The organism is Pseudomonas sp. MWU13-2517 (genome assembly GCF_023242545.1).
In the GTDB taxonomy this organism is placed as follows: domain Bacteria; phylum Pseudomonadota; class Gammaproteobacteria; order Pseudomonadales; family Pseudomonadaceae; genus Aquipseudomonas.
The window spans coordinates 12,009-34,090 of record NZ_JALMFA010000006.1 but is presented as its reverse complement, the minus strand read 5'-3'; the positions used below and the strand labels follow the sequence as shown (position 1 = coordinate 34,090).

General features: G+C 61.0%; 22 protein-coding genes and 1 pseudogene. 6 read left to right on the top strand and 17 right to left on the bottom strand.

Annotated elements, in window-relative coordinates:
- Positions 1–40: 40 nt before the first annotated feature.
- Together tagQ and M5B97_RS10205 are read left to right on the top strand one after the other, a co-directional pair.
- Entirely contained in the window at positions 41–964 is a 924-nt protein-coding gene (gene tagQ / locus M5B97_RS10210) for a type VI secretion system-associated lipoprotein TagQ (protein WP_248731404.1), read from the top strand.
- A 124-nt stretch (positions 965–1,088) separates the two neighbouring features.
- Positions 1,089–1,466, top strand: a complete 378-nt coding sequence (locus M5B97_RS10205) for a helicase (protein ID WP_248731403.1) — start codon at positions 1,089–1,091, stop codon at positions 1,464–1,466.
- A gap of 132 nt (positions 1,467–1,598) precedes the next feature.
- On the opposite strand, the gene M5B97_RS10200 is transcribed toward M5B97_RS10205, so the two are convergent.
- The 6 genes from M5B97_RS10200 to exbB all read right to left on the bottom strand — a co-directional run bounded on the left by M5B97_RS10200 (position 1,599) and on the right by exbB (position 8,370).
- Positions 1,599–2,999 (bottom strand): aminoacyl-tRNA deacylase and HDOD domain-containing protein, encoded by a 1,401-nt coding sequence (locus tag M5B97_RS10200; protein WP_134659446.1) that lies wholly within the window; start codon positions 2,997–2,999, stop codon positions 1,599–1,601.
- A 77-nt stretch (positions 3,000–3,076) separates the two neighbouring features.
- The gene (recG, locus tag M5B97_RS10195) at positions 3,077–5,152 is read right to left on the bottom strand and encodes an ATP-dependent DNA helicase RecG (RefSeq protein ID WP_248731402.1); all 2,076 of its coding nucleotides are present in this window, start codon (positions 5,150–5,152) and stop codon (positions 3,077–3,079) included.
- Between the two features lie 8 nt (positions 5,153–5,160).
- Positions 5,161–6,081 (bottom strand): hydrogen peroxide-inducible genes activator, encoded by a 921-nt coding sequence (locus M5B97_RS10190; protein ID WP_123716558.1) that lies wholly within the window; start codon positions 6,079–6,081, stop codon positions 5,161–5,163.
- Between the two features lie 130 nt (positions 6,082–6,211).
- Positions 6,212–6,961 carry an energy transducer TonB gene (locus tag M5B97_RS10185; protein ID WP_123716557.1) on the bottom strand — a complete coding sequence of 250 codons (750 nt, stop codon included), beginning with the start codon at positions 6,959–6,961 and terminating at the stop codon, positions 6,212–6,214.
- Entirely contained in the window at positions 6,958–7,383 is a 426-nt protein-coding gene (gene exbD / locus M5B97_RS10180) for a TonB system transport protein ExbD (RefSeq protein ID WP_003195519.1), read from the bottom strand. Before exbD ends, M5B97_RS10185 begins: the two co-directional genes overlap by 4 nt.
- Positions 7,384–7,389: 6 nt before the next feature.
- Positions 7,390–8,370, bottom strand: coding sequence for a tonB-system energizer ExbB (gene exbB / locus M5B97_RS10175; RefSeq protein ID WP_248731401.1), 981 nt, complete (start codon positions 8,368–8,370; stop codon positions 7,390–7,392).
- A 188-nt stretch (positions 8,371–8,558) separates the two neighbouring features.
- On the opposite strand from exbB, the gene M5B97_RS10170 reads away from it, so the two are divergent.
- The gene (locus tag M5B97_RS10170; RefSeq protein WP_134659440.1) at positions 8,559–9,416 is read left to right on the top strand and encodes an SDR family oxidoreductase; all 858 of its coding nucleotides are present in this window, start codon (positions 8,559–8,561) and stop codon (positions 9,414–9,416) included.
- A gap of 34 nt (positions 9,417–9,450) precedes the next feature.
- Here M5B97_RS10170 and M5B97_RS10165 read toward each other — a convergent pair whose 3' ends face one another.
- The 6 genes from M5B97_RS10165 to M5B97_RS10140 form a co-directional block, all read right to left on the bottom strand.
- Positions 9,451–10,194 carry a hypothetical protein gene (locus M5B97_RS10165; protein WP_248731400.1) on the bottom strand — a complete coding sequence of 248 codons (744 nt, stop codon included), beginning with the start codon at positions 10,192–10,194 and terminating at the stop codon, positions 9,451–9,453.
- Positions 10,195–10,250: 56 nt separating this feature from the next.
- Positions 10,251–10,631, bottom strand: coding sequence for a RidA family protein (locus M5B97_RS10160; RefSeq protein ID WP_003176922.1), 381 nt, complete (start codon positions 10,629–10,631; stop codon positions 10,251–10,253).
- Positions 10,632–10,670: 39 nt separating this feature from the next.
- Complete coding sequence (gene spoT, locus M5B97_RS10155) at positions 10,671–12,776, bottom strand: bifunctional GTP diphosphokinase/guanosine-3',5'-bis pyrophosphate 3'-pyrophosphohydrolase (RefSeq protein ID WP_123716553.1); 2,106 nt, start codon at positions 12,774–12,776, stop codon at positions 10,671–10,673.
- Between the two features lie 60 nt (positions 12,777–12,836).
- Entirely contained in the window at positions 12,837–13,100 is a 264-nt protein-coding gene (gene rpoZ / locus M5B97_RS10150; protein ID WP_060753671.1) for a DNA-directed RNA polymerase subunit omega, read from the bottom strand.
- A 167-nt stretch (positions 13,101–13,267) separates the two neighbouring features.
- Positions 13,268–13,888, bottom strand: a complete 621-nt coding sequence (gene gmk, locus M5B97_RS10145; RefSeq protein WP_123716552.1) for a guanylate kinase — start codon at positions 13,886–13,888, stop codon at positions 13,268–13,270.
- A gap of 10 nt (positions 13,889–13,898) precedes the next feature.
- Entirely contained in the window at positions 13,899–14,762 is an 864-nt protein-coding gene (locus M5B97_RS10140) for a YicC/YloC family endoribonuclease (protein WP_123716551.1), read from the bottom strand.
- 218 nt (positions 14,763–14,980) lie between these two features.
- Between M5B97_RS10140 and rph the strand changes: the two genes are divergently transcribed.
- Together rph and M5B97_RS10130 are read left to right on the top strand one after the other, a co-directional pair.
- Positions 14,981–15,703, top strand: a complete 723-nt coding sequence (rph, locus tag M5B97_RS10135) for a ribonuclease PH (RefSeq protein WP_016975928.1) — start codon at positions 14,981–14,983, stop codon at positions 15,701–15,703.
- A gap of 22 nt (positions 15,704–15,725) precedes the next feature.
- Entirely contained in the window at positions 15,726–16,097 is a 372-nt protein-coding gene (locus M5B97_RS10130; protein WP_123716550.1) for a DUF4870 domain-containing protein, read from the top strand.
- 73 nt (positions 16,098–16,170) lie between these two features.
- Here the strand turns inward: M5B97_RS10130 and M5B97_RS10125 are convergent, their stop codons facing one another.
- Complete coding sequence (locus M5B97_RS10125; RefSeq protein WP_003195493.1) at positions 16,171–16,950, bottom strand: exodeoxyribonuclease III; 780 nt, start codon at positions 16,948–16,950, stop codon at positions 16,171–16,173.
- 83 nt (positions 16,951–17,033) lie between these two features.
- On the opposite strand from M5B97_RS10125, the gene pyrE reads away from it, so the two are divergent.
- Positions 17,034–17,678 carry an orotate phosphoribosyltransferase gene (gene pyrE / locus M5B97_RS10120; protein WP_123716549.1) on the top strand — a complete coding sequence of 215 codons (645 nt, stop codon included), beginning with the start codon at positions 17,034–17,036 and terminating at the stop codon, positions 17,676–17,678.
- A gap of 122 nt (positions 17,679–17,800) precedes the next feature.
- Here pyrE and argB read toward each other — a convergent pair whose 3' ends face one another.
- The 4 genes and pseudogenes from argB to coaBC all read right to left on the bottom strand — a co-directional run bounded on the left by argB (position 17,801) and on the right by coaBC (position 22,056).
- The gene (argB, locus tag M5B97_RS10115) at positions 17,801–18,706 is read right to left on the bottom strand and encodes an acetylglutamate kinase (RefSeq protein ID WP_123716548.1); all 906 of its coding nucleotides are present in this window, start codon (positions 18,704–18,706) and stop codon (positions 17,801–17,803) included.
- A 19-nt stretch (positions 18,707–18,725) separates the two neighbouring features.
- Positions 18,726–20,138 (bottom strand): annotated as a pseudogene (locus M5B97_RS10110) (phosphomannomutase/phosphoglucomutase); the annotation flags it as partial.
- Positions 20,139–20,386: 248 nt separating this feature from the next.
- On the bottom strand, positions 20,387–20,842 hold the full coding sequence (gene dut / locus M5B97_RS10105) for a dUTP diphosphatase (protein ID WP_016975923.1): 456 nt from the start codon (positions 20,840–20,842) through the stop codon (positions 20,387–20,389).
- A gap of 5 nt (positions 20,843–20,847) precedes the next feature.
- Positions 20,848–22,056, bottom strand: coding sequence for a bifunctional phosphopantothenoylcysteine decarboxylase/phosphopantothenate--cysteine ligase CoaBC (gene coaBC, locus M5B97_RS10100; RefSeq protein ID WP_123716545.1), 1,209 nt, complete (start codon positions 22,054–22,056; stop codon positions 20,848–20,850).
- Between the last annotated feature and the right edge of the window lie 26 nt (positions 22,057–22,082).

Sequence of the window (22,082 nt, the reverse complement as noted above, 5' to 3'; positions counted from 1 at the left end):
GGCCGTGCTGGGCAAGTCAAACTAAACAGAGATCACACCTATGCTTTTTTCCCGTAAGGCGGTTTCCAAGCGTCATCTGCTGCTGATCGCAGCTGGTTTCAGCACCGTATTGACTGGTTGCGCGACGTCGCCGGCCTCCAAGGTCGCGTCGAGCACCAAGGTCGAGTACTACCCGAACTGCTACGAGCCGGTGCAACACCTGCGCGCCACCGATTCGAACATGACCAAGTCGGTGGTGACCGGTGCGGCCATTGGCGCGGCCGGTGGTGCATTGCTCGGCGCCCTGACCGGCGACGCCGACAAGCGCGGTCGCAACGCGGCCATCGGTGCCGCGGGCGGCGCTCTGGCTGGCGGTGCGGCGGGTTACTACACCGAGCGTCAAAAGCAGATCGCCGATGACAAGCAGCGCATCGCGTCCTACTCCAACGACTTCAACAAAAGCGCGTCCGACATCGACCGCAGCACCGCTTACGCCAAAGCGTCCCAGCAGTGCTACCAGAGCGCATTCACCAAGCTGGTGAATGATCGCAAGGCCAAGACCGTCAACGACACCGAAGGCCGCAAGCGCCTGGCGGAAATCGTCGCCGGCCTGAAAGAGTCCAATGACCTGATCGTCGCGGTCAACGGCAAAGCCAGCGAAGACCTGAACAACTACACCCAGGCTTACGAGAAAGACCTGCAACAGGTTGGCGTGCAACGTAACGACGTCGTCACCGTGGCCACTGCCGATACCACACCTGTGGTAACGCCGACCAAGGGCAAGAAGGCGGTAAAACCGGCGAAAAAGCCAGTGCTGCCGACCGTGCCTAAAGAAGCGGTGACCACCGAGAAGAGCATCCAGACCGTGCAGGCCAAGCAAGCCGAAAGCAAGCAGGTCGCCAGCGCCGGTAAGGCGCAGATCGAAGGCACTTGCCGCGATCCGAACCTGGCCGACTGGGCGCCGGTGCCTTGCCCTAACGTTTGAGTAAGATGTTGCTATAAGCGTTAAACGCCTGCCGATCTCCCGCTAAAGCGCGAGATCGGTGGCGTTCTGCCTGCAAATCGTTACACTGCTGCGGCCACTAAATAAATACACCGAGGCCGTGTGCATGAAATTTCGTCTTCTGCTGTGGGTGCTGGGCCTGATGATGGGCAAAGCCAGCCGCACCAATCCTGCCTTCCAGCAACAGTTGGGTGATAAAGACCTGGCGTTCCAGTTGCAGACCCTCGACGGCAAGATTGCCCGTCACTTCATCGTCAAAGACCAGCGCATCACCAGCCGTTCGGGTGTTCACCCGTCACCGGCATTTGCCATTGCCTTCAAAGACGCTGCCTATGGCTTCGCCACGATGCAGGCGAAGAACAAGCAACTGGCGTTCATGACGGGGATTCAGGACAAGTCGATCCAGATCAAGGGCAACCCGGCGCTGGTAATCTGGTTCCAGGGTCTGACCAAATATTTGAAGCCGAAGAAAAAGAAGGGCTGAGACTTTTCGGTGAAAACCAGTTGAATGCCTTGGGAGCAAGCCTCCTCGCGCATTTGATCGAGCTCCAGTTCTGGAATGCGGTCGAATGTGGGAAGGCGCTTGCTCCCGATAGCGGCCGGACAGGCCACAGATTCAGCCTTGGCTGAACTGCGATGCCAACTCGCGCAACAACACCTCGGCGTCCAACACCTTGGCCACCACATCCTCAGCCTTCTCCCGGCTCAGGCCCAAGCGCGCCAGCAGCGCGTCCGGAATCGCCTCGTCCGGTCCGGAACCGATGCCACGGCTGCGCAGCAAACGTACGGCCAGACACACCAGGTTCGGGTACTCGGCGTATTGGCCGTCGTAGGTCGGGTCGTGCTGGAAGCGCAGGGCGGTGGACAGTTCGTCCGGCATGTCCCAGTAGCGCATCAGCCAGGCGCCGATCTGCTCGCGACTGATGCCCAGCAGGTGTTGCTCGACATAGCTGTGGCACAGGTGCGGGTTGACCTCCAGGTGGCGGCAGATCAGCGAGAAGTGCGGCGGGAATACGTGCGCCAGCAACAGGTAACCGAAGTTGTGCAGCAAGCCGGCCAGGTAGGTCAGGCCGGCTTCCGGGCGCTGGGCGCGCGGCATGGCGCGGGTCAGGCCCTCGATCACGGCGGCGGTGTAGATCGATTGGTGCCAGTACGGGGTAGCCTGGTGTGGATGATCTTTAGGCAGGCTCAGGGTTTTGCCCAGGGCCAGGCCCAGCGCCAGGTTGATCACCAGGTCAAAGCCCAGCACGCGCACGATGGCGTCTTCCACTGAACGAATCTTGCCCGGCGACGCGTAGTACGGCGACGCCGCCCAGCTCACCACCTGGGCGGCAAGGGCCGGGTCGGTTTCCACCACGCTGGTGATGTCATCGATGGTGGCGTTGGGATCGACGCGCAGCTTGATGATTTTTTGCGCGGTATCGGCCAGCGGCGGAATCTCGATGGTCGCTTCCAGGCGTTGCTGGATGCGGCGGGCGGTGAACGCCTGCATCGCCTGGGTAATTTCCTCGCGGTCGTCATTGGGGCGATCGAGGTTGGGGCGGATATTGCTCAGCGGCTCGCCGAAGTGTCCGGCGCTGGCCTTGGTGAGCATAGTTTTGAATACGTCGCTGGCGATTTCCAGCAGCAGCCCGGCTTCACCGGAATGCACCAGCAGGCTCGGCTCGTTCAGCAGGCTGCCTTCGTACAGGCAGGGCGAACTGGTCAGCGCGGGCAGGCCCGGCAGCAGGCTCAGTTCATGCTTGCCCAGCATGCGTTCGATACGCTCTGGCGCCACGGCCGTCAGGCGGCGCCCGGTCAGCTCGGCCAAGCGATTGAGGTCGAGCAACTGGTTCTGGGGAAACAGCACCATGAGGACGCCAACGGCATCTTCCAGCAGCACCGCCTGGACCTTTCGCGCGGGATTCAGGCCAGGTTGTTCGGCAACTTCCGTGTAGGGGATGGCGAGCTTTGCGAGCAGAGCCCGAATGACCGGCGGGGCGGTCAGTGAGGCTGTGGCGAGGGCTACTTCTGACATGGCCTGATCCAAATTCGTACAGTCCAAGAAGTATAACCAGCTTGATACAGGTGTTGGTCGGATAAGTGAGTCAAGCGTCACACTTGGCCGTATTGCTGCCCGTGTCGCAGCCAACGATTCAGTAGTGGGCTGACATGCTCCGGCCAGCGTTCCAGCAGCGCTTGTGCCGCGTCGCGCACGGCGGGCAACAGATCGGCGTCGCGCATCAGGTCGGCGACCTTGAATTGCAGCAGGCCGGTCTGGCGTGTGCCGAGCATTTCACCGGGGCCGCGAAGTTCGAGGTCTTTTTCGGCGATGACAAAACCATCGTTGGTTTCCCGCATGATGCCCAGGCGCTGGCGACCGATCTGTGAAAGCGGCGGGTGGTAGAGCAGCACGCAATGGCTGGCCGCGCTGCCCCGGCCGACGCGGCCGCGCAACTGGTGCAGTTGCGCCAGGCCGAGGCGCTCGGGGTTTTCGATGATCATCAGGCTGGCGTTGGGTACGTCCACACCCACCTCGATCACCGTCGTGGCCACCAGCAGTTGGAGATTGCCAGCCTTGAATTCGGCCATCACCGCGGCTTTTTCCGCGGGCTTCATGCGGCCATGGATCAACCCGACCTTCAGTTCGCCCAAGGCACTGCTGAGATCTTCATAGGTGGTTTCGGCGGCCTGGCAGGTCAGTTCTTCGGACTCTTCGATCAGCGTGCACACCCAGTAGGCCTGACGGCCTTCGGCGCAGGCACCGCGCACCCGCTCGATCACTTCCACGCGGCGGGTGTCGGTGACCAGCACGGTGTTGACCGGCGTACGACCGGGGGGCAGTTCGTCGAGAATCGAGGTGTCGAGGTCGGCGTAGGCGCTCATGGCCAGGGTGCGCGGGATCGGCGTGGCGGTCATGATCAACTGATGCGGGTTCATGCGCCCGTCCACACCTTTCTGGCGCAGGGCCAGGCGCTGCTGTACGCCGAAGCGATGTTGCTCGTCGATGATCACCAGTGCCAGGTTCTTGAATTGCACTTCGTCCTGGAACAATGCGTGGGTGCCGACCACCATGGGTGCGCCTGTGGCGATCTGTTCCAGGGCCGCTGCGCGGTTCTTGCCCTTGAGTTTGCCGGCCAGCCACGCCACTTGCAGGCCCAAGGGTTCGAGCCAGCGTTTGAAGGTAATGAAATGTTGTTCGGCGAGAATCTCCGTAGGCGCCATCAGTGCTACCTGATAACCGGCCTCCAGTGCCTGCAGGGCGGCGAGGGCGGCGACCACGGTCTTGCCTGCGCCCACGTCGCCCTGGATCAGGCGCAGCATCGGTTCTTGCTGGCTCAGGTCGTAGGCAATTTCATTACCGACGCGTTGTTGTGCCCCGGTCGGGGTGAAGCCGAGGTTGGCCAGGTATTGTGCGGGCAGACGCGTGGCCTTGGGCATCGCCGGCGCGCGCAGCGAACGCATACTTTCGCGCAGGCGTTGCTGGGACAGTTGGTGGGTCAGCAGTTCTTCGAAGGCCAGGCGGTGCTGGGCCCAGTGATGACCCAGGGCCAGTTCGTCGACATCGGCGTCGGCGGGCGGGTGGTGCAGATAGCGGATCGCATCGTCCAGCGGGGCCAGTTGGTAGTCGCGGGCAAGCTCCATGGGCAGCCAGTCGGGCAGGCTTTTCGGGCCGAGCATCGTCAGGGTCTGCATGCACAGCTGGCGCAGGCGTTGTTGAGTCAGACCTTCGGTGAGCGGGTAGATCGGTGTGAGGGTGGTGTCTACCGGCGGTGGCTCGTCGCCGGTGATGGCGCGGTATTCGGGATGGTAGATCTCCAGGCCCGAAGCGCCGGGTCGTGCTTCGCCGTAGCAGCGCACGCGGGTGCCCCGCTTGAGGCCCTCTTTCTGCGCATTGCTGAAGTGGTAGAAACGCAGGCTCAGCCCGCCGGTGCCGTCCTGCAGGCGTACCACCAGGCTGCGGCGCCTGCCCATCACCACGTCGGCGCCGCTGACAGTGCCTTCGATCACTGCATCCTGCCCAGGCCGCAACTGGCCGATGGGTACCACGCGGGTACGGTCCTGGTAGCGCAGCGGCAGGTGGAACAGCACGTCCTGGAGGTTCTCCAGGCCGACCTTGGCCAACTTCTCGGCCATGGCTTCGCCGACACCCTTGAGCGCCGTCACCGACACCTGGGACAGTTCAGTCATACGACGGGTCAGCTCGCAACAGGCGGCTTGGCCACCGAGCAGAGGCGGATCGAGTCGGCGAGGATCTCAATGGCTTTCGGTCGCGGGAAACTGGCGCGCCATGCAATGGCCACGGTCCGGAAGGGCACCGGTGGTGTGAGCGGGCGCACTTCGATCACGCCGGGGGCGTAGTGATGGCTGTCCACCGCCGACAGCGGCAGGATCGAAATGCCCAGGCCGGAAGCGACCATGTGGCGAATCGTCTCCAGGGAGCTGGACTCTACAGTGGTGTGCTTGGCGCCATCGTTGCCCTTGGTGAGGGTCGGGCAGGCTTCGAGTACTTGATCGCGGAAGCAGTGGCCTTCGCCGAGCAGCAGCAGGCTCTTGTCGTTGAGCGAGGCGGCATCGATGGTTTCTTTCTGGGTCCAGGGGTGCGAGGCCGGCATCAGTACCTGGAACGGCTCATCGTAGAGCTGCAGGGTCAGCACGTCCGCTTCGTTGAACGGCAGGGCGATGATGATCGCGTCCAGCTCGCCGTTACGCAGCTTGTCGCGCAGCACGTGGGTGAAGTTTTCTTCGATATACAGCGGCATCTGCGGCGCGACGCGGTGCAGTTGCGGGATCAGGTGCGGGAAAAGGTACGGGCCGACGGTGTAGATGGCGCCGACTTTGAGCGGTGCCGTCAGTTGGTTTTTGCCGGCCTGTGCCAGTTCGCGAATGCTTTGGGCTTGCTCCAGGACCTTCTGGGCCTGGGCAACAATGCCTTCGCCGACCGGGGTGAGGCGCACGGCGCTTTTGCTGCGCTCGAAGATCAGCACACCGAGTTCGTCTTCAAGCTTTTTCACGCCCACCGACAGCGTCGGTTGGCTGACATGGCAACGCTCGGCCGCATGGCCGAAGTGCTGCTCTTGGGCGAGGGTCACGATGTAGCGTAATTCTGTAAGAGTCATAGCGGGCGTCCATGAGGTTGCAGGCCAAGCATACCGGCTGCAATCGATAGACGCACGTTATCAGAAGTTTGGTGGGGATTGAGCGGGGATTTTGCTGAGCGTGGTGAGGGGGGCCTCACCACGTTCGGAGTTACCGACGACGTTTCTCGATGTTGTAGACGAATGGCGCAACGATTTCGACGCTGCCGCTTTTCAACATGTCAGCCGGTGGCTTGGGCAGTGGCTGGGCACGACGGATCATGTCCAGGGTCGCACGGTCCAGGTCGGCGTTACCGGAACGGCCTACCAACTCATAGGACAATACATTGCCTTCACCGTCGACCACGAAGCGTAAACGGTTCAGGCCTTCCTTGCCGCTGCGTTGAGCGCTGGGCGGATACTTCTTGTACTTCTGCAAATGCGCCAGCAAGGCGCCTTCCCAGGACGCTTTGGCTGCGACCTGTTGGGGCGACGGGCCAGGCGCCGGCTGGGCCGATTTCTCGGCCGGCGTATTGGTCGGTGGTGTTTCGCTCGGCGGCTCTTCGGAAGGTTTTTCCTTCGGCGGCTCGGGCTTTTTCTCCACCGGCTTGGGCGGCGCAGGCTTGGGCTTTGGTTTGACCGGCTTGGGCACCTGGATCGTTGGCTTGGGCGCCTCGGCCAGTTTCGGCAGAGGCGGCTCTTCCACCGGAGCAGGCGGTTGCGGTGGCGTGATCACCTTGGGCGGTGCCGGTGGTGGTGGCGCGGGCATCGGGGCCAGGTCGATGACCATGGCGGCCGGCGGCAACTGCACCGGATGCGGCGCGGACCATTGGAGCGCGATGATGATCGCGACGGCATGCACGCCCAGCACGACGGCAAGGCTGGTGCCATAACGCGTCAGTTTGTGGCGCGTCGTGATCATTTCTTGGCTGCCGTCTCAAGTCCGACCAGGCCCACTTTGAGGTAGCCGGCGGCCCGCAGGGCATCCATCACGCTCATCAGGTCGCCATAGTCCACGCCCTTGTCGGCCTGGAAGAAGATCGTCGTGTCTTTCTTGCCTTGGGTCTTGGCATCGAGCACAGGGCCCAGGGTTTCAGCTTTGACTTCTTCCTCGCCCAGGAACAGGCGTTGGTCTGCCTTCACACTGAGGAAAATCGGTTTCTCCGGCCGCGGCGCAGGCTTGGCGCTTGATGCGGGCAGGTCGACCTTGATGTCTACGGTCGCCAGAGGCGCCGCCACCATGAAGATGATCAGCAGCACCAGCATCACGTCGATAAACGGCGTGACGTTGATCTCGTGGTTCTCGACGAGCTCGTCGTCGCCTTGATTCAAATGCAGGCCCATGGCTTATTACCCCACTTTCACCATGTGCGGTTGCGAGCTGCGCTCGGTAGGCAGGTGATCGAGGTCGCGGCTGACCAGCAGCAGGACTTCTGCCGACGCGTCCGATACCTGGGCCTTGTAGCCGGCAATCGAACGGGCGAACACGTTGTAGATCACCACCGCAGGAATCGCGGCAACCAGGCCCAGGGCGGTCGCCAGCAAGGCTTCGGCGATACCGGGGGCAACGACGGCCAGGTTGGTGGTCTGGGTTTTGGCGATACCGATGAAGCTGTTCATGATGCCCCATACGGTGCCGAACAGACCGACGAACGGCGCGGTGGAACCGATGGTCGCGAGGACGCCGGTGCCGCTGCTCATGTTGCGACCGCAGGCGGCAACCAGGCGCTCAAGGCGGAAGCTGACGCGTTCCTTGATGCCTTCTTTTTCGCGCGTGTTGGCCGACAGGCGCATTTCTTCCAGCGCATCATGCACCAGCAGGTTGGCCAGGGTGCCCTTCTTGGTGGCGGTGTCGCTCGCTTCCTTGAGGGTGGTGGCTTTTTTCAGGTGGACGATTTCTGTGCGCAGGCGGCGTTTGGCGCCCAGCAGCTCGAAGCCTTTGGCGATCCAGATGGTCCAGGTAATGATCGAGGCGATCGCCAGGCCGATCATCACGGCTTTCACCACCACGTCAGCGTTCTGGTACATGCCCCACGGCGACAGGTCATGGGCCATGCCCAGGGTGTTGTCTTCTTCCAGCACAACCCCGGTCTCGTCGGCAGGCGCTGGCGTTGCAGCCTGGGTCGGATCGGTGGCCACCGGAGCGGCGGCAGGCGCCGTCGGGGTTGCGGCACTGTGCTCGGCGGCAGCCGGAGCGGCCGGAGCAGTGGCGTCAGCGAACGCGGCGGTCGGTGCCAGCAGTACGCTGAACAGCATCGCAGCCATCATGCGCCGGGCGCGGGACGGGCTGTGAAGCATGGTTGGCGAAGCGGGGTTGGTATTACGTGTCATGCTGGCCGGACCTGAGAGAAGAAAATGGGTGATCGTCCTTCCAGACCCTTTGGGCCGAGGACAAATGGGTGGTCATTATTGCAAGTAATTCTTGTTAACTAAAGTAATACAGTTACTTTATTTGTCCTTTTGCTGGCCGCTGGTCATCTTCGGCGGCTAATCTGCGCCTTTAAGAACGGAGTTTTGAGATGTCTGCGCCTTCTGTTGTGATTGCCGGTTGCGGCGATGTGGGTAGTCGGCTGGCTAGCCAATTGCTGGCCTCGGAATGGGAGGTTCATGGTCTGCGTCGCGATGTTTCGCGCCTGCCCGACGGTGTGATAGGCATCGCCGGTGACCTGTTCAAGAAGGACTGCCCCGACACCTGGCCAATCGGCGGGGTGGATTACTTGGTGTATTGCGCTGCCGCAACGGACCACGATGAAGCCGGCTACCGCGCCGCTTATGTGCAAGGCTTGCAGCATGTGCTGGAGTGGCTGCAGGACTACGGGCAAGAGCCGAAACATCTACTGTTTGTCTCCAGCAGCAGCGTGTACGGGCAGCAGAATGGCGAATGGGTCGATGAAACTTCCGACACTCAGGCCAAAGGCTATTCCGGCCAAGTGATGCTGGAAGCGGAGCAGGTCGCCCTCAATAGCGGTATCCCCGCGACCATCGTGCGGTTGACTGGTATTTACGGCCCAGGTCGGGAGTGGCTGTTGACCCAGGTGCGCCAAGGTTACCGTGTGGCAATCGATCCACCTTTATATGGCAACCGGATTCACGCGGATGATGCGGCGGGCTTGCTGGCCTTCTTGCTGCGGCATGTGGAGCAGGGTGGAGCGTTGGAGACGGTCTATATCGGCGTCGATGACGCGCCTGCGCCGTTGGCCGAGGTAGTGGACTGGCTGCGTGGATACCTGGGCGTGACCGAATGGGCGGATGATGCGAGTGTGCGGCGCGCCGGCAGCAAGCAATGCAGCAATGCCCGAGCGAAAGGGTTGGGCTGGGTGCCGACCTATCCAAGTTACCGCGAGGGGTATGCGGCGATTCTTGAAGGTAAGTGCTGAATGAAGAAAGGAGCCCTTGGGCTCCTTTTTTTCATCATTGTTTTTCCAGCAACCACTGGCGCGGGCCTGGCGTAAACGAAGGCACTTCATCCGCCTGCGCAGTGTTCACCGCCTGGAAGATTTCCAGTTGCTTGCCTTTACGGGAAAAGATCCACGGATTGCCTTTGCCGTTCAGTTGCAGCCAGATGCTGTCGTAACCGCCGCTCATCGAGGCGCAATCACCTGCCAGGCACAGCGAGTATTGATCGACCCCAGGCAGGCCGGCGACCTTGCCATTGGCCAGGAACTGCACCGTGGAACCGTCACCGTTGCCGTCGGTGATCTTCCAGTCGCCGCCCATATAGGCTGCATACAGTGCCCGTTCGAAGTTGGCGCCCAGGGGCGCGCCTTCCGGGGCTGGGTCTTTGGCGCGGGCGAACACTTGTTCAGGTTCGTTGTCGTTGGCCACTTGCAGCAGTTGTTTGCCTTTGCGCTTGAGTTCAGTGGCGGAGCTGCCATAGAACTCGACGCTCCAGGCGCCGGGTTTCTCGTCGAGCAACTTGCCTTCAGCCACTTCAAAGCCATTGTAGTAGCGAGCCTGCAACGCTTTGGTGTTGACCTCCCACTCCAGGTTCGGTCCGTTGCTCTGCAGGGCTTCACGCAAAGGGCCACCCTTGGCAGCTGCGTCAATGGCGGCCTGGTTGATCCAGGTGCCACCCGCGTCCAGGTCGGCAGGGTTGCTGGCGCAGCCGCCCAACAACAGGGCGAGCAACGAAGAGGCTACAAGCGCTTTGCGCATTAAGAAATCCTTTTAAAACAAAGTCGGCGCGGCCTGTGGAGGCTGCGCCGGGTGCTTTACTCGATGACCAGAATCGCGTCCATCTCAACCTGTGCGCCCTTTGGCAGGGCGGCCACGCCGATGGCGGCGCGGGCAGGGTAGGGCTGTTCGAAGTACTTGCCCATGATCTCGTTGACCTTGGCGAAGTGGCTGAGGTCGGTGAGGAAGATGTTCAGTTTGACGATGTCCTTGAACGAACCGCCAGCCGCTTCGGCGACGGACTTGAGGTTTTCGAAGACTTGTACGGTCTGTGCCTCGAAGCCTTCAACCAGTTCCATGGTCTTTGGATCCAGTGGGATCTGGCCGGACATATAGACGGTGTTGCCTGCCTTGATCGCCTGGGAATAAGTACCGATGGCGGCCGGGGCCTTGTCGCTGGTAATAACAGTCTTGGTCATTTGTGACTCCTTGTAAGAGAAGATGACTTATTTGAAGTGCTAAGCACGCATGCGGGTGATGCGGATGACCCCGGTCAGGGCGCGCAGCTTCTTGATCACGCGGGCCAGGTGCACGCGGTCGTGGACGCTGACCACCAACTGGACCACGCTGATGCGGCCGTCGCGCTCATCCATGCTGATTTTTTCGATATTGCCATCGGCCGCATTGACGCTGCTGGCGAGCAGCGCGATCAAGCCGCGCTGGTGCTCCAGCTCTACCCGCAACTCGACGTTGAATTCGCCGGTGACATCCTTGGCCCACGAGAGCTGGATGCATTTTTCCGGGTTGTGGCGGATTTCGGTGATGTTGCGGCAGTTGTCCAGGTGCACCACCATGCCTTTGCCGGCGGACAGGTGGCCGACAATCGGATCGCCCGGGATCGGCGTGCAGCACTTGGCGTAGCTGAGCACCAGGCCTTCGGTGCCGCGAATCGCCAGCGGGCCTTCGGGGCTTGGCAGCTGTTCGCCTTCGCCCAGCAGGCGTCGGGCGACCACGTAGGCCATGCGATTTCCCAGGCCGATATCTTCCAGCAGGTCTTCGATGGTTTCCTGGCGATACTCGCTGAGTATCGCTTGCACGCGCTCTTGCGGGACTTTGTCGAGGGCGCTGTCGAAACCGTTGAGCACCTTGTTCAGCAGGCGTTCGCCCAGGCTGATGGACTCGGAGCGGCGCTGCAGTTTCAGTGCGTGACGGATGTGCGTACGCGCCTTGCCGGTGACGACGAAATTGAGCCACGCCGGGTTCGGGCGGGCACCCGGAGCACTGACGATCTCGACCGTGGAGCCGCTTTGCAGGGGCTCGGACAGCGGCGCGAGACGACGATTGATCCGGCAGGCGATGCAGCTGTTGCCCACGTCGGTGTGCACTGCGTAGGCAAAATCGACCGCCGTGGAGCCTTTGGGCAGCTCCATGATGCGGCCTTTGGGCGTGAACACATAGACCTCGTCCGGGAACAGGTCGATCTTCACGCTTTCGATGAATTCCAGGGAGTTGCCGGCACGTTGCTGCATTTCCAGCACGCCTTTTACCCACTGGCGGGCACGGGCATGGGTGCCTTTGGGTTGCTCGTCGCCGCTGGACTTGTAGAGCCAGTGGGCGGCAATACCGTTGTTGGCCATCTCCTCCATTTCCCGAGTGCGGATCTGGATCTCGATCGGTACCCCGTGCATACCGAACAGCGTGGTATGCAGCGACTGATAGCCGTTGGCCTTGGGAATGGCGATGTAGTCCTTGAAGCGACCCGGCAGGGGTTTGTACAAATTATGTACGGCGCCCAGCACGCGGTAGCAGGTGTCGACTTTGTCGACGATGATCCGGAACGCGTACACGTCCATGATCTCGTTGAAGGCCCGCCGCTTGCCGCGCATCTTTTTGTAGATGCCGTAGATGTGTTTCTGCCGGCCACTGACTTCGCCTTCGATCTCGTCGATCGCCAGGCAATGGCTCAAGGATTCTTCGATCTTGTTGACGATTTCCTTGCGGTTGCCCCGGGCGCGCTTGACCGCCTGGTAGATGCGCGCCGAGCGCATGGGGTGCATGGCTTTGAAGCCGAGGTCTTCGAATTCGATACGAATGGCATGCATGCCCAGCCGGTTGGCGATGGGCGCATAGATTTCCAGGGTTTCCTTGGCAATGCGTCGGCGTTTTTCGCCGGACAGTACTTCCAGCGTGCGCATGTTGTGCAGCCGGTCGGCCAGCTTGACCAGAATCACCCGGATATCGCGGGCCATGGCCATGGCCATCTTCTGGAAGTTTTCCGCCTGGGCTTCGGCCTTGGTCTCGAAGTTCATCTGGGTCAGTTTACTGACCCCATCGACCAATTCGGCCACGGTCTCGCCAAATTGCGCGCTCAGCGCTTCCTTGGCAATGCCGGTGTCTTCGATCACGTCATGCAGCATCGCGGCCATCAGGCTCTGATGGTCCATGTGCATGTCGGCGAGAATATTTGCCACCGCAAGAGGATGGGTGACATACGCCTCGCCACTGCGGCGGCGTTGGCCGTCGTGGGCTTGTTCGGCGTAGAAATACGCTCGGCGGACCAGGTTGACCTGGTCTGGGCCGAGGTAGGCCGATAAGCGATCGGCGAGGGCGTCTATGCTCGGCAAAGTGTGAACTCCTGCCGTAGGCTGTGACCCCGCGCCGTGCTACGTCGACCAGGCATAGGCTTAGACGGCCTCGTTGGACTCGTCCTCGAACGCTGCAAACAGCGGTTCGTCCTGAACGATTTCCTGCTCGGCGATGAACTCGTAGCTCATCAGGCCTTCAGCGATTTCACGCAGAGCCACAACGGTAGGCTTGTCGTTTTCCCACTGGACCAGAGGCTCTTTGCCGCCAGTGGCCAATTGACGGGCACGCTTGGTAGAGAGCATGACCAGCTCAAAGCGGTTATCCACGTGTTCTAGGCAGTCTTCAACGGTTACGCGGGCCATGGTATTCCTCGGAGCGAATGCAAGATGCGCGCTGCCCGGCTGGGCAAGCGGACTAAACAGTTTAAAAAATCACCAGCGTTTAGGGAAGCGCTGATTTTTCGCAGGCCCTCGCAAAACCGCTACAGGTGCCAATGTAAAGCCCTTGCGGCGGTTTTGGGAAGGGCTAATCAACCGAGCAGTTCGGCGAGCAATTTGCCGAAACGCTGCTGTTGGCGCTTCTGCTGGAGCTGATTGGTGCGGAAAATTGCCTTCAGATCATCCAGTGCGTGGGCAAAATCGTCATTGATGATCAGGTAGTCGTAGTCGACGTAGTGGCTCATTTCGCTGACGGCCTCGCGCATACGGCCTGCGATGATCTCATCGCTGTCCTGGCCGCGGTTGGTCAGGCGCTGGTGCAAGGCTTCCAGGGACGGCGGCAGGATAAAGATCGAGCGCGCCTGGGGCATCAGCTTGCGTACTTGTTCGGCGCCCTGCCAGTCGATTTCCAGGATCAGGTCGTGACCTTCGTCCAGGGTCTGCTGCAGGTGGCTTTGCGAGGTGCCGTAGAGGTTGCCGAATACTTCGGCACGTTCCAGGAAGTCGCCGTGCTCGATCATCTTGACGAACTCGGTGCGCTCGACGAAATGGTAGTGCACGCCGTTTACCTCGCCCGGGCGCATGGCGCGGGTGGTGTGCGAGATCGAGATGCGGATCTGCTCGTCAGCGTCGGTCAGGGCCTTGACCAGGCTGCTCTTGCCCGCGCCCGAAGGGGCGGAAATGATGTAAAGGGTGCCGGTACTGTGGGTCATGGAAGTTGCCTTACTCAATATTCTGTACTTGTTCGCGCATCTGCTCGATCAACACTTTGAGGTTGACCGCCGCTTGTGTGCTGCGTGGATCAAACGCCTTGGAGCCCAGTGTATTGGCTTCGCGGTTTAGTTCCTGCATCAGGAAGTCCAGGCGCCGACCGGCGGCACCGGCGGACTTGAGTACACGACGCACTTCGAGGATGTGGGTGCTGAGACGATCGAGTTCCTCAGCAACGTCGCTTTTCTGGGCCAGCAGGACCATTTCCTGCTCCAGGCGCGTCGGGTCCAGGTCGGCCTTCATGTCGGCAAAGCGGTCAAGGACCTTTTGGCGCTGTGTGGCGAGCATCTGCGGCACCAGCTCACGCAGGATGACCACGTCTTCTTCGATTGAAGTCAGGCGTTCGTTGATCAGGCGGGCCAGTTCGGCGCCTTCGCGTTCGCGGCCGGCCTTGAGCTCCTTCAAGCCTTGATTGAACAGGGCCAGGGCCTCGGCGTTCAGCGCTTGCGGATCGGTGGCGTCGGCCACCAGTACGCCGGGCCAGGCGAGCACTTCGAGTGGGTTGAGCGCGGCGGGCTGCTTGATCAGGCTGGCGATGGTTTCCGCCGCGGCGACCAGTTGCGCGGCGCGGTCGCGGTCGACCTGCAGGGGCTTGCCGGTGGTTTCTTCGGTAAAACGCAGGGTACATTCCAGCTTGCCGCGGGAGATGCCCTGGCGCAGCGCTTCACGCACGGCGCCTTCGAGGTCGCGGAAAGACTCCGGCAGGCGCAGGTGCGGCTCCAGGTAGCGGCTGTTGACCGAGCGCAGTTCCCAGCTCAGGGTGCCTTGGGCGCCGGCTTTTTCGACGCGGGCGAAGGCGGTCATGCTGTGCACCATGGAGGTACCTCGCGATGCAGTCCCGCAAATACGGGCTGATGGGTAAATTGAAGCCGACAGGCTGCGAAGGCGCAGGATTGTAGCGCAGTGGGGTGAATGCGCCCAAACAATGGGCGACAGGCTTGCCATTGGTAACCGGATTTTTTAGCAGTGCCCCGAATCGGTTCGCGGCTCTATAATGCTCGGCAGTTTTTCGTCCTTAGTACAGGTGTCTCCCTATGAAACGTCCAAGTGGTCGCGCTGCCGATCAGCTCCGCTCGATCCGCATCACCCGCAACTACACCAAACACGCCGAGGGATCTGTACTGGTCGAGTTTGGCGATACCAAGGTCATCTGCACCGTCAGCGTCGAAAACGGCGTGCCGCGTTTCCTCAAAGGCCAGGGCCAGGGCTGGTTGACCGCCGAATACGGCATGCTGCCGCGCGCCACCGGCGAGCGTAACCAGCGTGAAGCCAGCCGTGGCAAGCAAGGTGGTCGTACCCTGGAAATCCAGCGCCTGATTGGCCGTTCCCTGCGCGCCGCGCTGGATATGTCCAAGTTGGGGGACGTGACCCTGTATGTCGACTGCGACGTGATCCAGGCTGACGGTGGCACCCGCACGGCGTCCATTACCGGCGCCATGGTGGCCTTGGTCGATGCGCTGAAAGTGATCAAGAAGCGTGGCGGCCTGAAGGGCGGTGACCCGCTCAAGCAGATGATCGCCGCCGTCTCGGTGGGCATGTACCAGGGCGAGCCTGTGCTGGACCTGGACTACCTGGAAGACTCGGCTGCCGAGACCGACCTGAACGTGGTGATGACCAGTACCGGTGGCTTCATCGAAGTGCAGGGCACCGCTGAAGGCGCACCGTTCCAGCCGGCCGAGCTGAATGCCATGCTGGCTCTGGCCCAGAAGGGCATGACCGAGATCTTCGAACTGCAGAACGCCGCACTGGCTGACTGAGCTCGTCTCAAGGAGAAACGCCATGAATGACAACAGCCAAATGCCTGTACCTACGCCTTCCTACGAAGTGCGCCAGGGAGCAATGTTGTGCCATCTCGCGGCGTTTCTGGGGTTCGTGTTTCCCTTCGGCAGCGTCGTGGGGCCGCTGATCCTGTGGCAGATGAAGAAGGAAATGGACCCGTTCATTGATGACCAGGGCAAGGAAGCCTTGAACTTCCAGATCACCGTGGCGATCGCCTGGATCGCTTGCATTGTGCTGGCCTTCGCGGTGATTGGCTTTTTCCTGATGTTCGCCCTGGCGATTGCCACGGTGGTGCTGACCATCATTGGCAGCATCAAGGCCAACAAGGGAATCGCCTACCGCTATCCCTTGACCTGGCGTGTGATCAGATAACCGGTGTTCAACTGACAGACAGGCACAAAAAAACCGACAGCGATGTCGGTTTTTTTGTGCCTGGAAAAAGACCTCAGATGGTCAGTGTCCAGTCGTAGTCCACGATCAGCGGCGCGTGCTGCGAGAAGCGTGGCTGGCGTGGCAGGCGTGCACTGCGTACAAACCGGCGCAGACCAGGGGTCAGCAACTGGTAGTCGAAACGCCAGCCCAGGTTGAGCATCTCAGCCTGTTCGTTATCCGGCCACCAGCTGTACTGGTCGCCTTCGCGGCTGACTTCGCGCAGGGCATCGACATAGCCCATGTTGCCGACAATCTCGTCCATCCAGGCTCGTTCCGGCGCCAGGAAGCCCGGGGATTGCTGGCTGTCGCGCCAGTTCTTGATATCCAGCTTCTGTTGCGCCACGTACAGCGAGCCACAATAAATGTACTCGCGACGTTTGCGCCGCTGTTTATCCAGGTAACGGGCGAAGTCGTCCATTAGCTTGAACTTCTGGTTCAAGTCTTCATCGCCGTTCTGCCCCGAAGGGAGCAGCAAGGTCGCGATGCTGACCTTGTCGAAATCGGCTTGCAGGTAGCGCCCGTAGCGGTCGGCTGTCTCGAAGCCGAGGCCGCTGATGACCGCCTTGGGTTGCAACCGCGAGTACAAAGCCACGCCACCTTGGGTGGGCACTTCGGCATCGCAGGCATAAAGGAAGTAGCCATCCAGTTGGAAGGCTGGGTCGTCCAGTTCAAAGGCGGAGGCGCGGGTGTCCTGCAGGCAGATGACGTCGGCATTCTGTGCTTGCAGCCAACTGAGCAAACCACGCTCGACTGCAGCCTGAATACCATTAACGTTCACACTGATGATCCGCATAAATGGCCCCAAAAATCGCGTGCGTGTATGATACACGGCGTCTACCTAATTAGCTAAATCCGTGGTATCTGAGGCTTTTTTTCATGCAGGCGTATCAACGCGATTTCATTCGTTTTGCCATCGATCGCGGCGTTTTGCGCTTCGGTGAGTTCACCCTCAAGTCCGGGCGCACCAGCCCGTACTTCTTCAATGCGGGCTTGTTCAACTCCGGTTCGGCCCTGGCTCAGCTGGGTCGTTTCTATGCGGCGGCCATCGTTGAAAGCGGTATTTCATTCGACGTGCTGTTCGGCCCGGCCTACAAGGGCATCCCCCTGGCGGCTGCGACCGCCGTGGCTTTGGCTGAACATCACGGGCAGGATCTGCCATGGTGTTTCAACCGTAAAGAGGCCAAGGCTCATGGTGAGGGCGGCAGCCTGGTGGGTGCGCCACTCAAGGGTGAAGTGCTGATCATCGATGACGTCATCACTGCCGGCACCGCCATCCGTGAGGTGATGCAGATCATCGCTTCTCAGGACGGCGCCAAGGCCGCCGGCGTATTGATTGCGCTGAACCGCCAGGAGCGTGGCAACGGTGAGTTGTCGGCGATCCAGGAAGTGGAGCGCGATTTTGGCATTCCGGTCGTGAGCATCGTGTCGTTGAACCAGGTGTTGCAGTTCCTGGAAGATGATCCGCAGCTCAAGCAGCACCTGCCGGCGGTGCGTGCATACCGCGAGCAGTTCGGCGTCTGACACCGATTGCTCTGTGAGAGAGAGCCCGCTCCCGCAGGGGGTCTCCATTTCTCCAGCGGAATCAGCATGCATAAAAAGGCCCCGCTCAATCGGATTGAGCGGGGCCTTTTGTTTTCTGGTGCTTAAGGACGCTTGCGGTTGCTGATCAGCGTACCCACACCGGTATCGGTGAAGATTTCCAGCAGGATCGCATTCGGTACCCGGCCGTCCAGGATCAGCGAGCTGCCCACGCCGCCTTGCACCGCCTCCAGCGCGCAACGGATCTTCGGCAGCATGCCGCCGTAGATGGTGCCGTCGGCGATCAGGTCGTCTACTTGCTGGGTGGTCAGGCCGGTGAGCACCTTGCCCTGTTTATCCATCAGGCCGGCGATGTTGGTCAGCAGCATCAGCTTTTCAGCCTTCAGTGCTTCAGCCACTTTGCCGGCTACCAGGTCGGCATTGATGTTATAGGACTCACCATTGGCACCTACGCCGATCGGCGCGATCACGGGAATGAAGTCGCCTTTGACCAGCAGGTTCAGCAGATCGGTGTTGATGCCGATTACTTCGCCCACCTGGCCGATATCGATGATTTCCGGCTGGGTCATTTCCGGCGTCTGGCGGGTCACCGTCAGTTTTTTCGCGCGAATCAGTTCTGCGTCCTTGCCGGTCAGGCCGATGGCGCTGCCGCCATGGCGGTTGATCAGGTTGACGATGTCTTTGTTCACCTGGCCGCCGAGGACCATCTCCACTACGTCCATGGTCTGCGCGTCAGTAACGCGCATGCCATCGATGAAGTGACTCTCGATCGACAAGCGCTTGAGCAGGTCGCCGATTTGCGGGCCGCCGCCGTGCACCACCACCGGGTTGATGCCCACCGCCTTCATCATCACGATATCGCGGGCAAAGCCGGTTTTGAGCTCATCGCTTTCCATGGCATTGCCGCCATACTTGATCACCAGCGTCTTGCCGACGTAGCGTCGGATATAAGGCAACGCTTCGGACAGTACCTTGGCAGTGTTGGCGGCGGCTTCGCGTTCGAGGGTCATTCAGGGCTCCGGTAAAAAATCAGAACGGTAATTGGAGATCAGGGGCAACACGTTTCAACTGGGCGTGGAACACGTCCTTGATGCGCTGCAACTCAGCCTCGGTATCCGCCTCGAAACGCAGCACCAGCACCGGTGTGGTGTTGGACGCGCGAACCAGGCCCCAGCCTTTGGCGTAATCGACTCGCACACCATCAATGGTGGTCAGGTTGGCACCTTCGCCCCATTGCGCATCGTGCAGTGCGTCAATGATGCTGAATTTGCTCTCCTCGGTCACATGGATATTGATCTCAGGCGTAGAAATATCGTTCGGGAAGGTCTGGAACAGCTCTTCGGCGGTGGATTTTTCCTTGCTGAGGATTTCCAGCAGGCGCGCAGCGCTGTAAATACCGTCGTCAAAGCCGAACCAGCGCTCCTTGAAGAACACGTGGCCGCTCATTTCGCCGGCCAGCAGCGCGCCGGTTTCCTTCATTTTCTTTTTGATCAACGAGTGACCGGTCTTCCACATTAGCGGGCGACCGCCATATTCCTTGATCAGCGGCGTCAGGCGACGGGTGCACTTCACGTCGAAGATGATCTCGGCGTTGGCATTGCGTGCCACCACGTCGCGGGCAAACAGCATCAGCAGGCGATCCGGGAACACGATTTCGCCGGTTTCCGTCACCACCCCCACACGGTCGCCGTCGCCGTCGAAGGCCAAGCCGACGTCAGCCCCGGTTTCCTTGACCTTGGCGATCAGGTCTACCAGGTTTTCCGGCTTGCCTGGATCCGGGTGGTGGTTGGGGAAGTTACCGTCGACCTCGCAGAACAAGGGGATCACTTCGCAGTTCAGGGCTTCGAGCAGCTGCGGGGCGATCACGCCGGCCGCGCCGTTGCCGCAGTCCACCACCACTTTGAGGCGGCGCGCGAGTTTGACGTCACGGGTGATTTCATCAGAGTAGCGTTGCAGGATGTCGACTTTGGTGATGGTGCCCTGGCCGCTGGTCAGGTCGTTGTTTTTCAGGCGGTCATGCAGGGCCTGGATCTGCTCATTGGCCAGGGTATCGCCGGCAATGACGATCTTGAAGCCGTTGTAGTCCGACGGGTTATGGCTGCCGGTGAGCATCACCCCGGATTTGCCGGCCAGCACGTTGGCGGCGTAGTACAACGCGGGTGTCGGTACCAGGCCCACGTCGCTGACGTGGCAACCACTGTCGGCCAGCCCCTGGATCAGTTGTTCCACCAGCGTCGGGCCGGACAGGCGACCGTCACGTCCGACCGAAACATTAGGCTCGCCCTGAGCCAGGCTCTGGGAGCCGATGGCGCGGCCGATCCAGTAGGCGGTTTCGGCGGTCAGGGTCTTGGGCACGACGCCACGAATGTCGTAGGCGCGGAAGATGCTGTCGGGAAAGGTCGGGGCTACTCGGGCTGCGGTACTCATCGCGGGGGAAACTCCATCTGAAGGGGGCAAGGCTGGCCTTAAAGTGGCTGACCGGCAGGCTCAAACTGAAGGGTATGACGACGTTTTCGGCAGAGAGTTCGTGGTGCAAAAATGCCATCGGAATACTGGCTTCGTTATGGCGTTCGCGTAATACATTGATTTTGTTTAGAAAAACTCGCTGATTAGGTCCGCGCATTCTTCAACCTAGTAAGCCGTGCGGTGGTATCGGGCCGGACAGGAGCGTCCGGCCTGATTCAGCTTAGTCAGTGGCTGCCGGAATGCCCAAAACCACCTGCACCGCGTTGGGTTTCGTCGAATTCCTGCACCAGTTCGAAGTGCGCCTGTACCACCGGCACCAGCACCAACTGGGCAATGCGTTCACCGACGGCAATGTTGAAGGCCGTCTGGCCACGGTTCCAGCACGACACCATCAATTCGCCCTGATAGTCGGAGTCGATCAAGCCCACGAGGTTACCCAGCACAATGCCGTGTTTGTGGCCCAGGCCGGAGCGCGGCAGGATCAGTGCCGCCAGGCCTGGGTCGCCCACGTAGATCGACAGGCCCGTAGGGATGAGGATGGTCTGGCCCGGTTCCAGGACAGTGTCTTCCTTGAGCATGGCGCGCAGGTCCAGCCCGGCGGAGCCCGGTGTGGCGTAGGCCGGCAGTGGGAATTCGTTGCCGATGCGTGGGTCGAGGATTTTGGCTTGCAAAGCGTGCATGAAAATTAAACCTGGTTCAGCCGTTGGGCGATAAAGGAGATCAGTTGGCGGGCAATCTTGCCCTTGCTGGTCTGGGCGAAAAGGGTCGCGTGCAGGTCGCGGTCAATCACGCTGCAGGCGTTTTCCTCGCTGTTGAAGCCGATGCTCGGGTTGGCGACATCGTTGGCAACGATCAGGTCGAGGTTTTTGTCTTTCAATTTACGCGCGGCATAGTCCAGCAGGTGCTCGGTCTCGGCCGCAAAGCCGACGCTGAACGGGCGATCCGGACGCGTCGCGATGCTGGCGAGAATGTCCGGGTTGCGCACCATTTGCAGGAGCAGGCCGTCACCGTTTGTAGGGTCTTTCTTGAGCTTTTGCGGGGCCACAACCTCCGGGCGGTAATCCGCAACCGCTGCTGAGGCTATAAACAGGTCGCATGGAATGGCTGCTTCGCAAGCCGCCAACATGTCGCGGGCGCTCACTACGTCGATTCGCGTGACACGATCAGGGGTCGGCAAATGGACCGGGCCGGTGATCAGGGTGACGCGTGCGCCTGCTTCAACCGCGGCCTCTGCCAAGGCAAAGCCCATTTTTCCTGAGCTATGGTTGGTGATGTAGCGCACCGGATCGATGTTTTCCTGGGTGGGGCCGGCAGTGATCAGTACGTGCTTGCCGGTCAGGGCCAGGTGCTGGAAGCACTCGGCGGCACACAGTGCCAGATCCGTGGCTTCGAGCATGCGGCCCATGCCCACGTCGCCGCAGGCCTGACTGCCGGATGCCGGGCCGAATACCTTGAGGCCACGGCTTTGCAAGAGCTGGGTGTTGGCCTGGGTGGCCGGGTCGCGCCACATGGCCTGGTTCATGGCTGGTGCGATGGCAACGGTGGCGTCGGTGGCCAGTACCAGCGTAGTCAGCAGGTCATCGGCAATACCTTGGGCCAGGCGGGCGATCAGGTCGGCGGTCGCCGGGGCGATCAGCACCAGGTCTGCCCACTTGGCCAGTTCGATATGGCCCATGGCGGCTTCTGCCGCCGGGTCCAGCAAGTCCAGGTGAACCGGGTGGCCGGACAGGGCCTGCATGGTCAGCGGGGTGATGAACTCACTGCCGCCGCGGGTCATGACCACGCGCACTTCTGCGCCTTGGTCCAGGAGCCTGCGAACCAACTCTGCGCTCTTGTAGGCGGCAATGCCGCCGCCGACGCCGAGAACGATGCGTTTCCGATACAGACGCTGCATTGGTTTGCCTTTCCAGTTCAGTGATG

Bases quoted from the DNA above. Each gene is read 5' to 3' on its own strand.
- M5B97_RS10130 (WP_123716550.1), top strand. From the start codon at position 15,726: ATGAATGACAACAGCCAAATGCCTGTACCTACGCCTTCCTACGAAGTG.
- tagQ (WP_248731404.1), top strand. From the start codon at position 41: ATGCTTTTTTCCCGTAAGGCGGTTTCCAAGCGTCATCTGCTGCTGATC.
- M5B97_RS10190 (WP_123716558.1), bottom strand. From the start codon at position 6,081: ATGACTCTTACAGAATTACGCTACATCGTGACCCTCGCCCAAGAGCAG.
- exbD (WP_003195519.1), bottom strand. From the start codon at position 7,383: ATGGGCCTGCATTTGAATCAAGGCGACGACGAGCTCGTCGAGAACCAC.
- M5B97_RS10185 (WP_123716557.1), bottom strand. From the start codon at position 6,961: ATGATCACGACGCGCCACAAACTGACGCGTTATGGCACCAGCCTTGCC.
- rph (WP_016975928.1), top strand. From the start codon at position 14,981: ATGAAACGTCCAAGTGGTCGCGCTGCCGATCAGCTCCGCTCGATCCGC.
- rpoZ (WP_060753671.1), bottom strand. From the start codon at position 13,100: ATGGCCCGCGTAACCGTTGAAGACTGCCTAGAACACGTGGATAACCGC.
- M5B97_RS10170 (WP_134659440.1), top strand. From the start codon at position 8,559: ATGTCTGCGCCTTCTGTTGTGATTGCCGGTTGCGGCGATGTGGGTAGT.
- M5B97_RS10165 (WP_248731400.1), bottom strand. From the start codon at position 10,194: ATGCGCAAAGCGCTTGTAGCCTCTTCGTTGCTCGCCCTGTTGTTGGGC.
- recG (WP_248731402.1), bottom strand. From the start codon at position 5,152: ATGACTGAACTGTCCCAGGTGTCGGTGACGGCGCTCAAGGGTGTCGGC.
- exbB (WP_248731401.1), bottom strand. From the start codon at position 8,370: ATGACACGTAATACCAACCCCGCTTCGCCAACCATGCTTCACAGCCCG.
- M5B97_RS10205 (WP_248731403.1), top strand. From the start codon at position 1,089: ATGAAATTTCGTCTTCTGCTGTGGGTGCTGGGCCTGATGATGGGCAAA.
- argB (WP_123716548.1), bottom strand. From the start codon at position 18,706: ATGACCCTCGAACGCGAAGCCGCCGCCAACACTGCCAAGGTACTGTCC.
- M5B97_RS10200 (WP_134659446.1), bottom strand. From the start codon at position 2,999: ATGTCAGAAGTAGCCCTCGCCACAGCCTCACTGACCGCCCCGCCGGTC.
- M5B97_RS10125 (WP_003195493.1), bottom strand. From the start codon at position 16,950: ATGCGGATCATCAGTGTGAACGTTAATGGTATTCAGGCTGCAGTCGAG.
- gmk (WP_123716552.1), bottom strand. From the start codon at position 13,888: ATGACCCACAGTACCGGCACCCTTTACATCATTTCCGCCCCTTCGGGC.
- dut (WP_016975923.1), bottom strand. From the start codon at position 20,842: ATGCACGCTTTGCAAGCCAAAATCCTCGACCCACGCATCGGCAACGAA.
- M5B97_RS10140 (WP_123716551.1), bottom strand. From the start codon at position 14,762: ATGGTGCACAGCATGACCGCCTTCGCCCGCGTCGAAAAAGCCGGCGCC.
- pyrE (WP_123716549.1), top strand. From the start codon at position 17,034: ATGCAGGCGTATCAACGCGATTTCATTCGTTTTGCCATCGATCGCGGC.
- M5B97_RS10160 (WP_003176922.1), bottom strand. From the start codon at position 10,631: ATGACCAAGACTGTTATTACCAGCGACAAGGCCCCGGCCGCCATCGGT.
- coaBC (WP_123716545.1), bottom strand. From the start codon at position 22,056: ATGCAGCGTCTGTATCGGAAACGCATCGTTCTCGGCGTCGGCGGCGGC.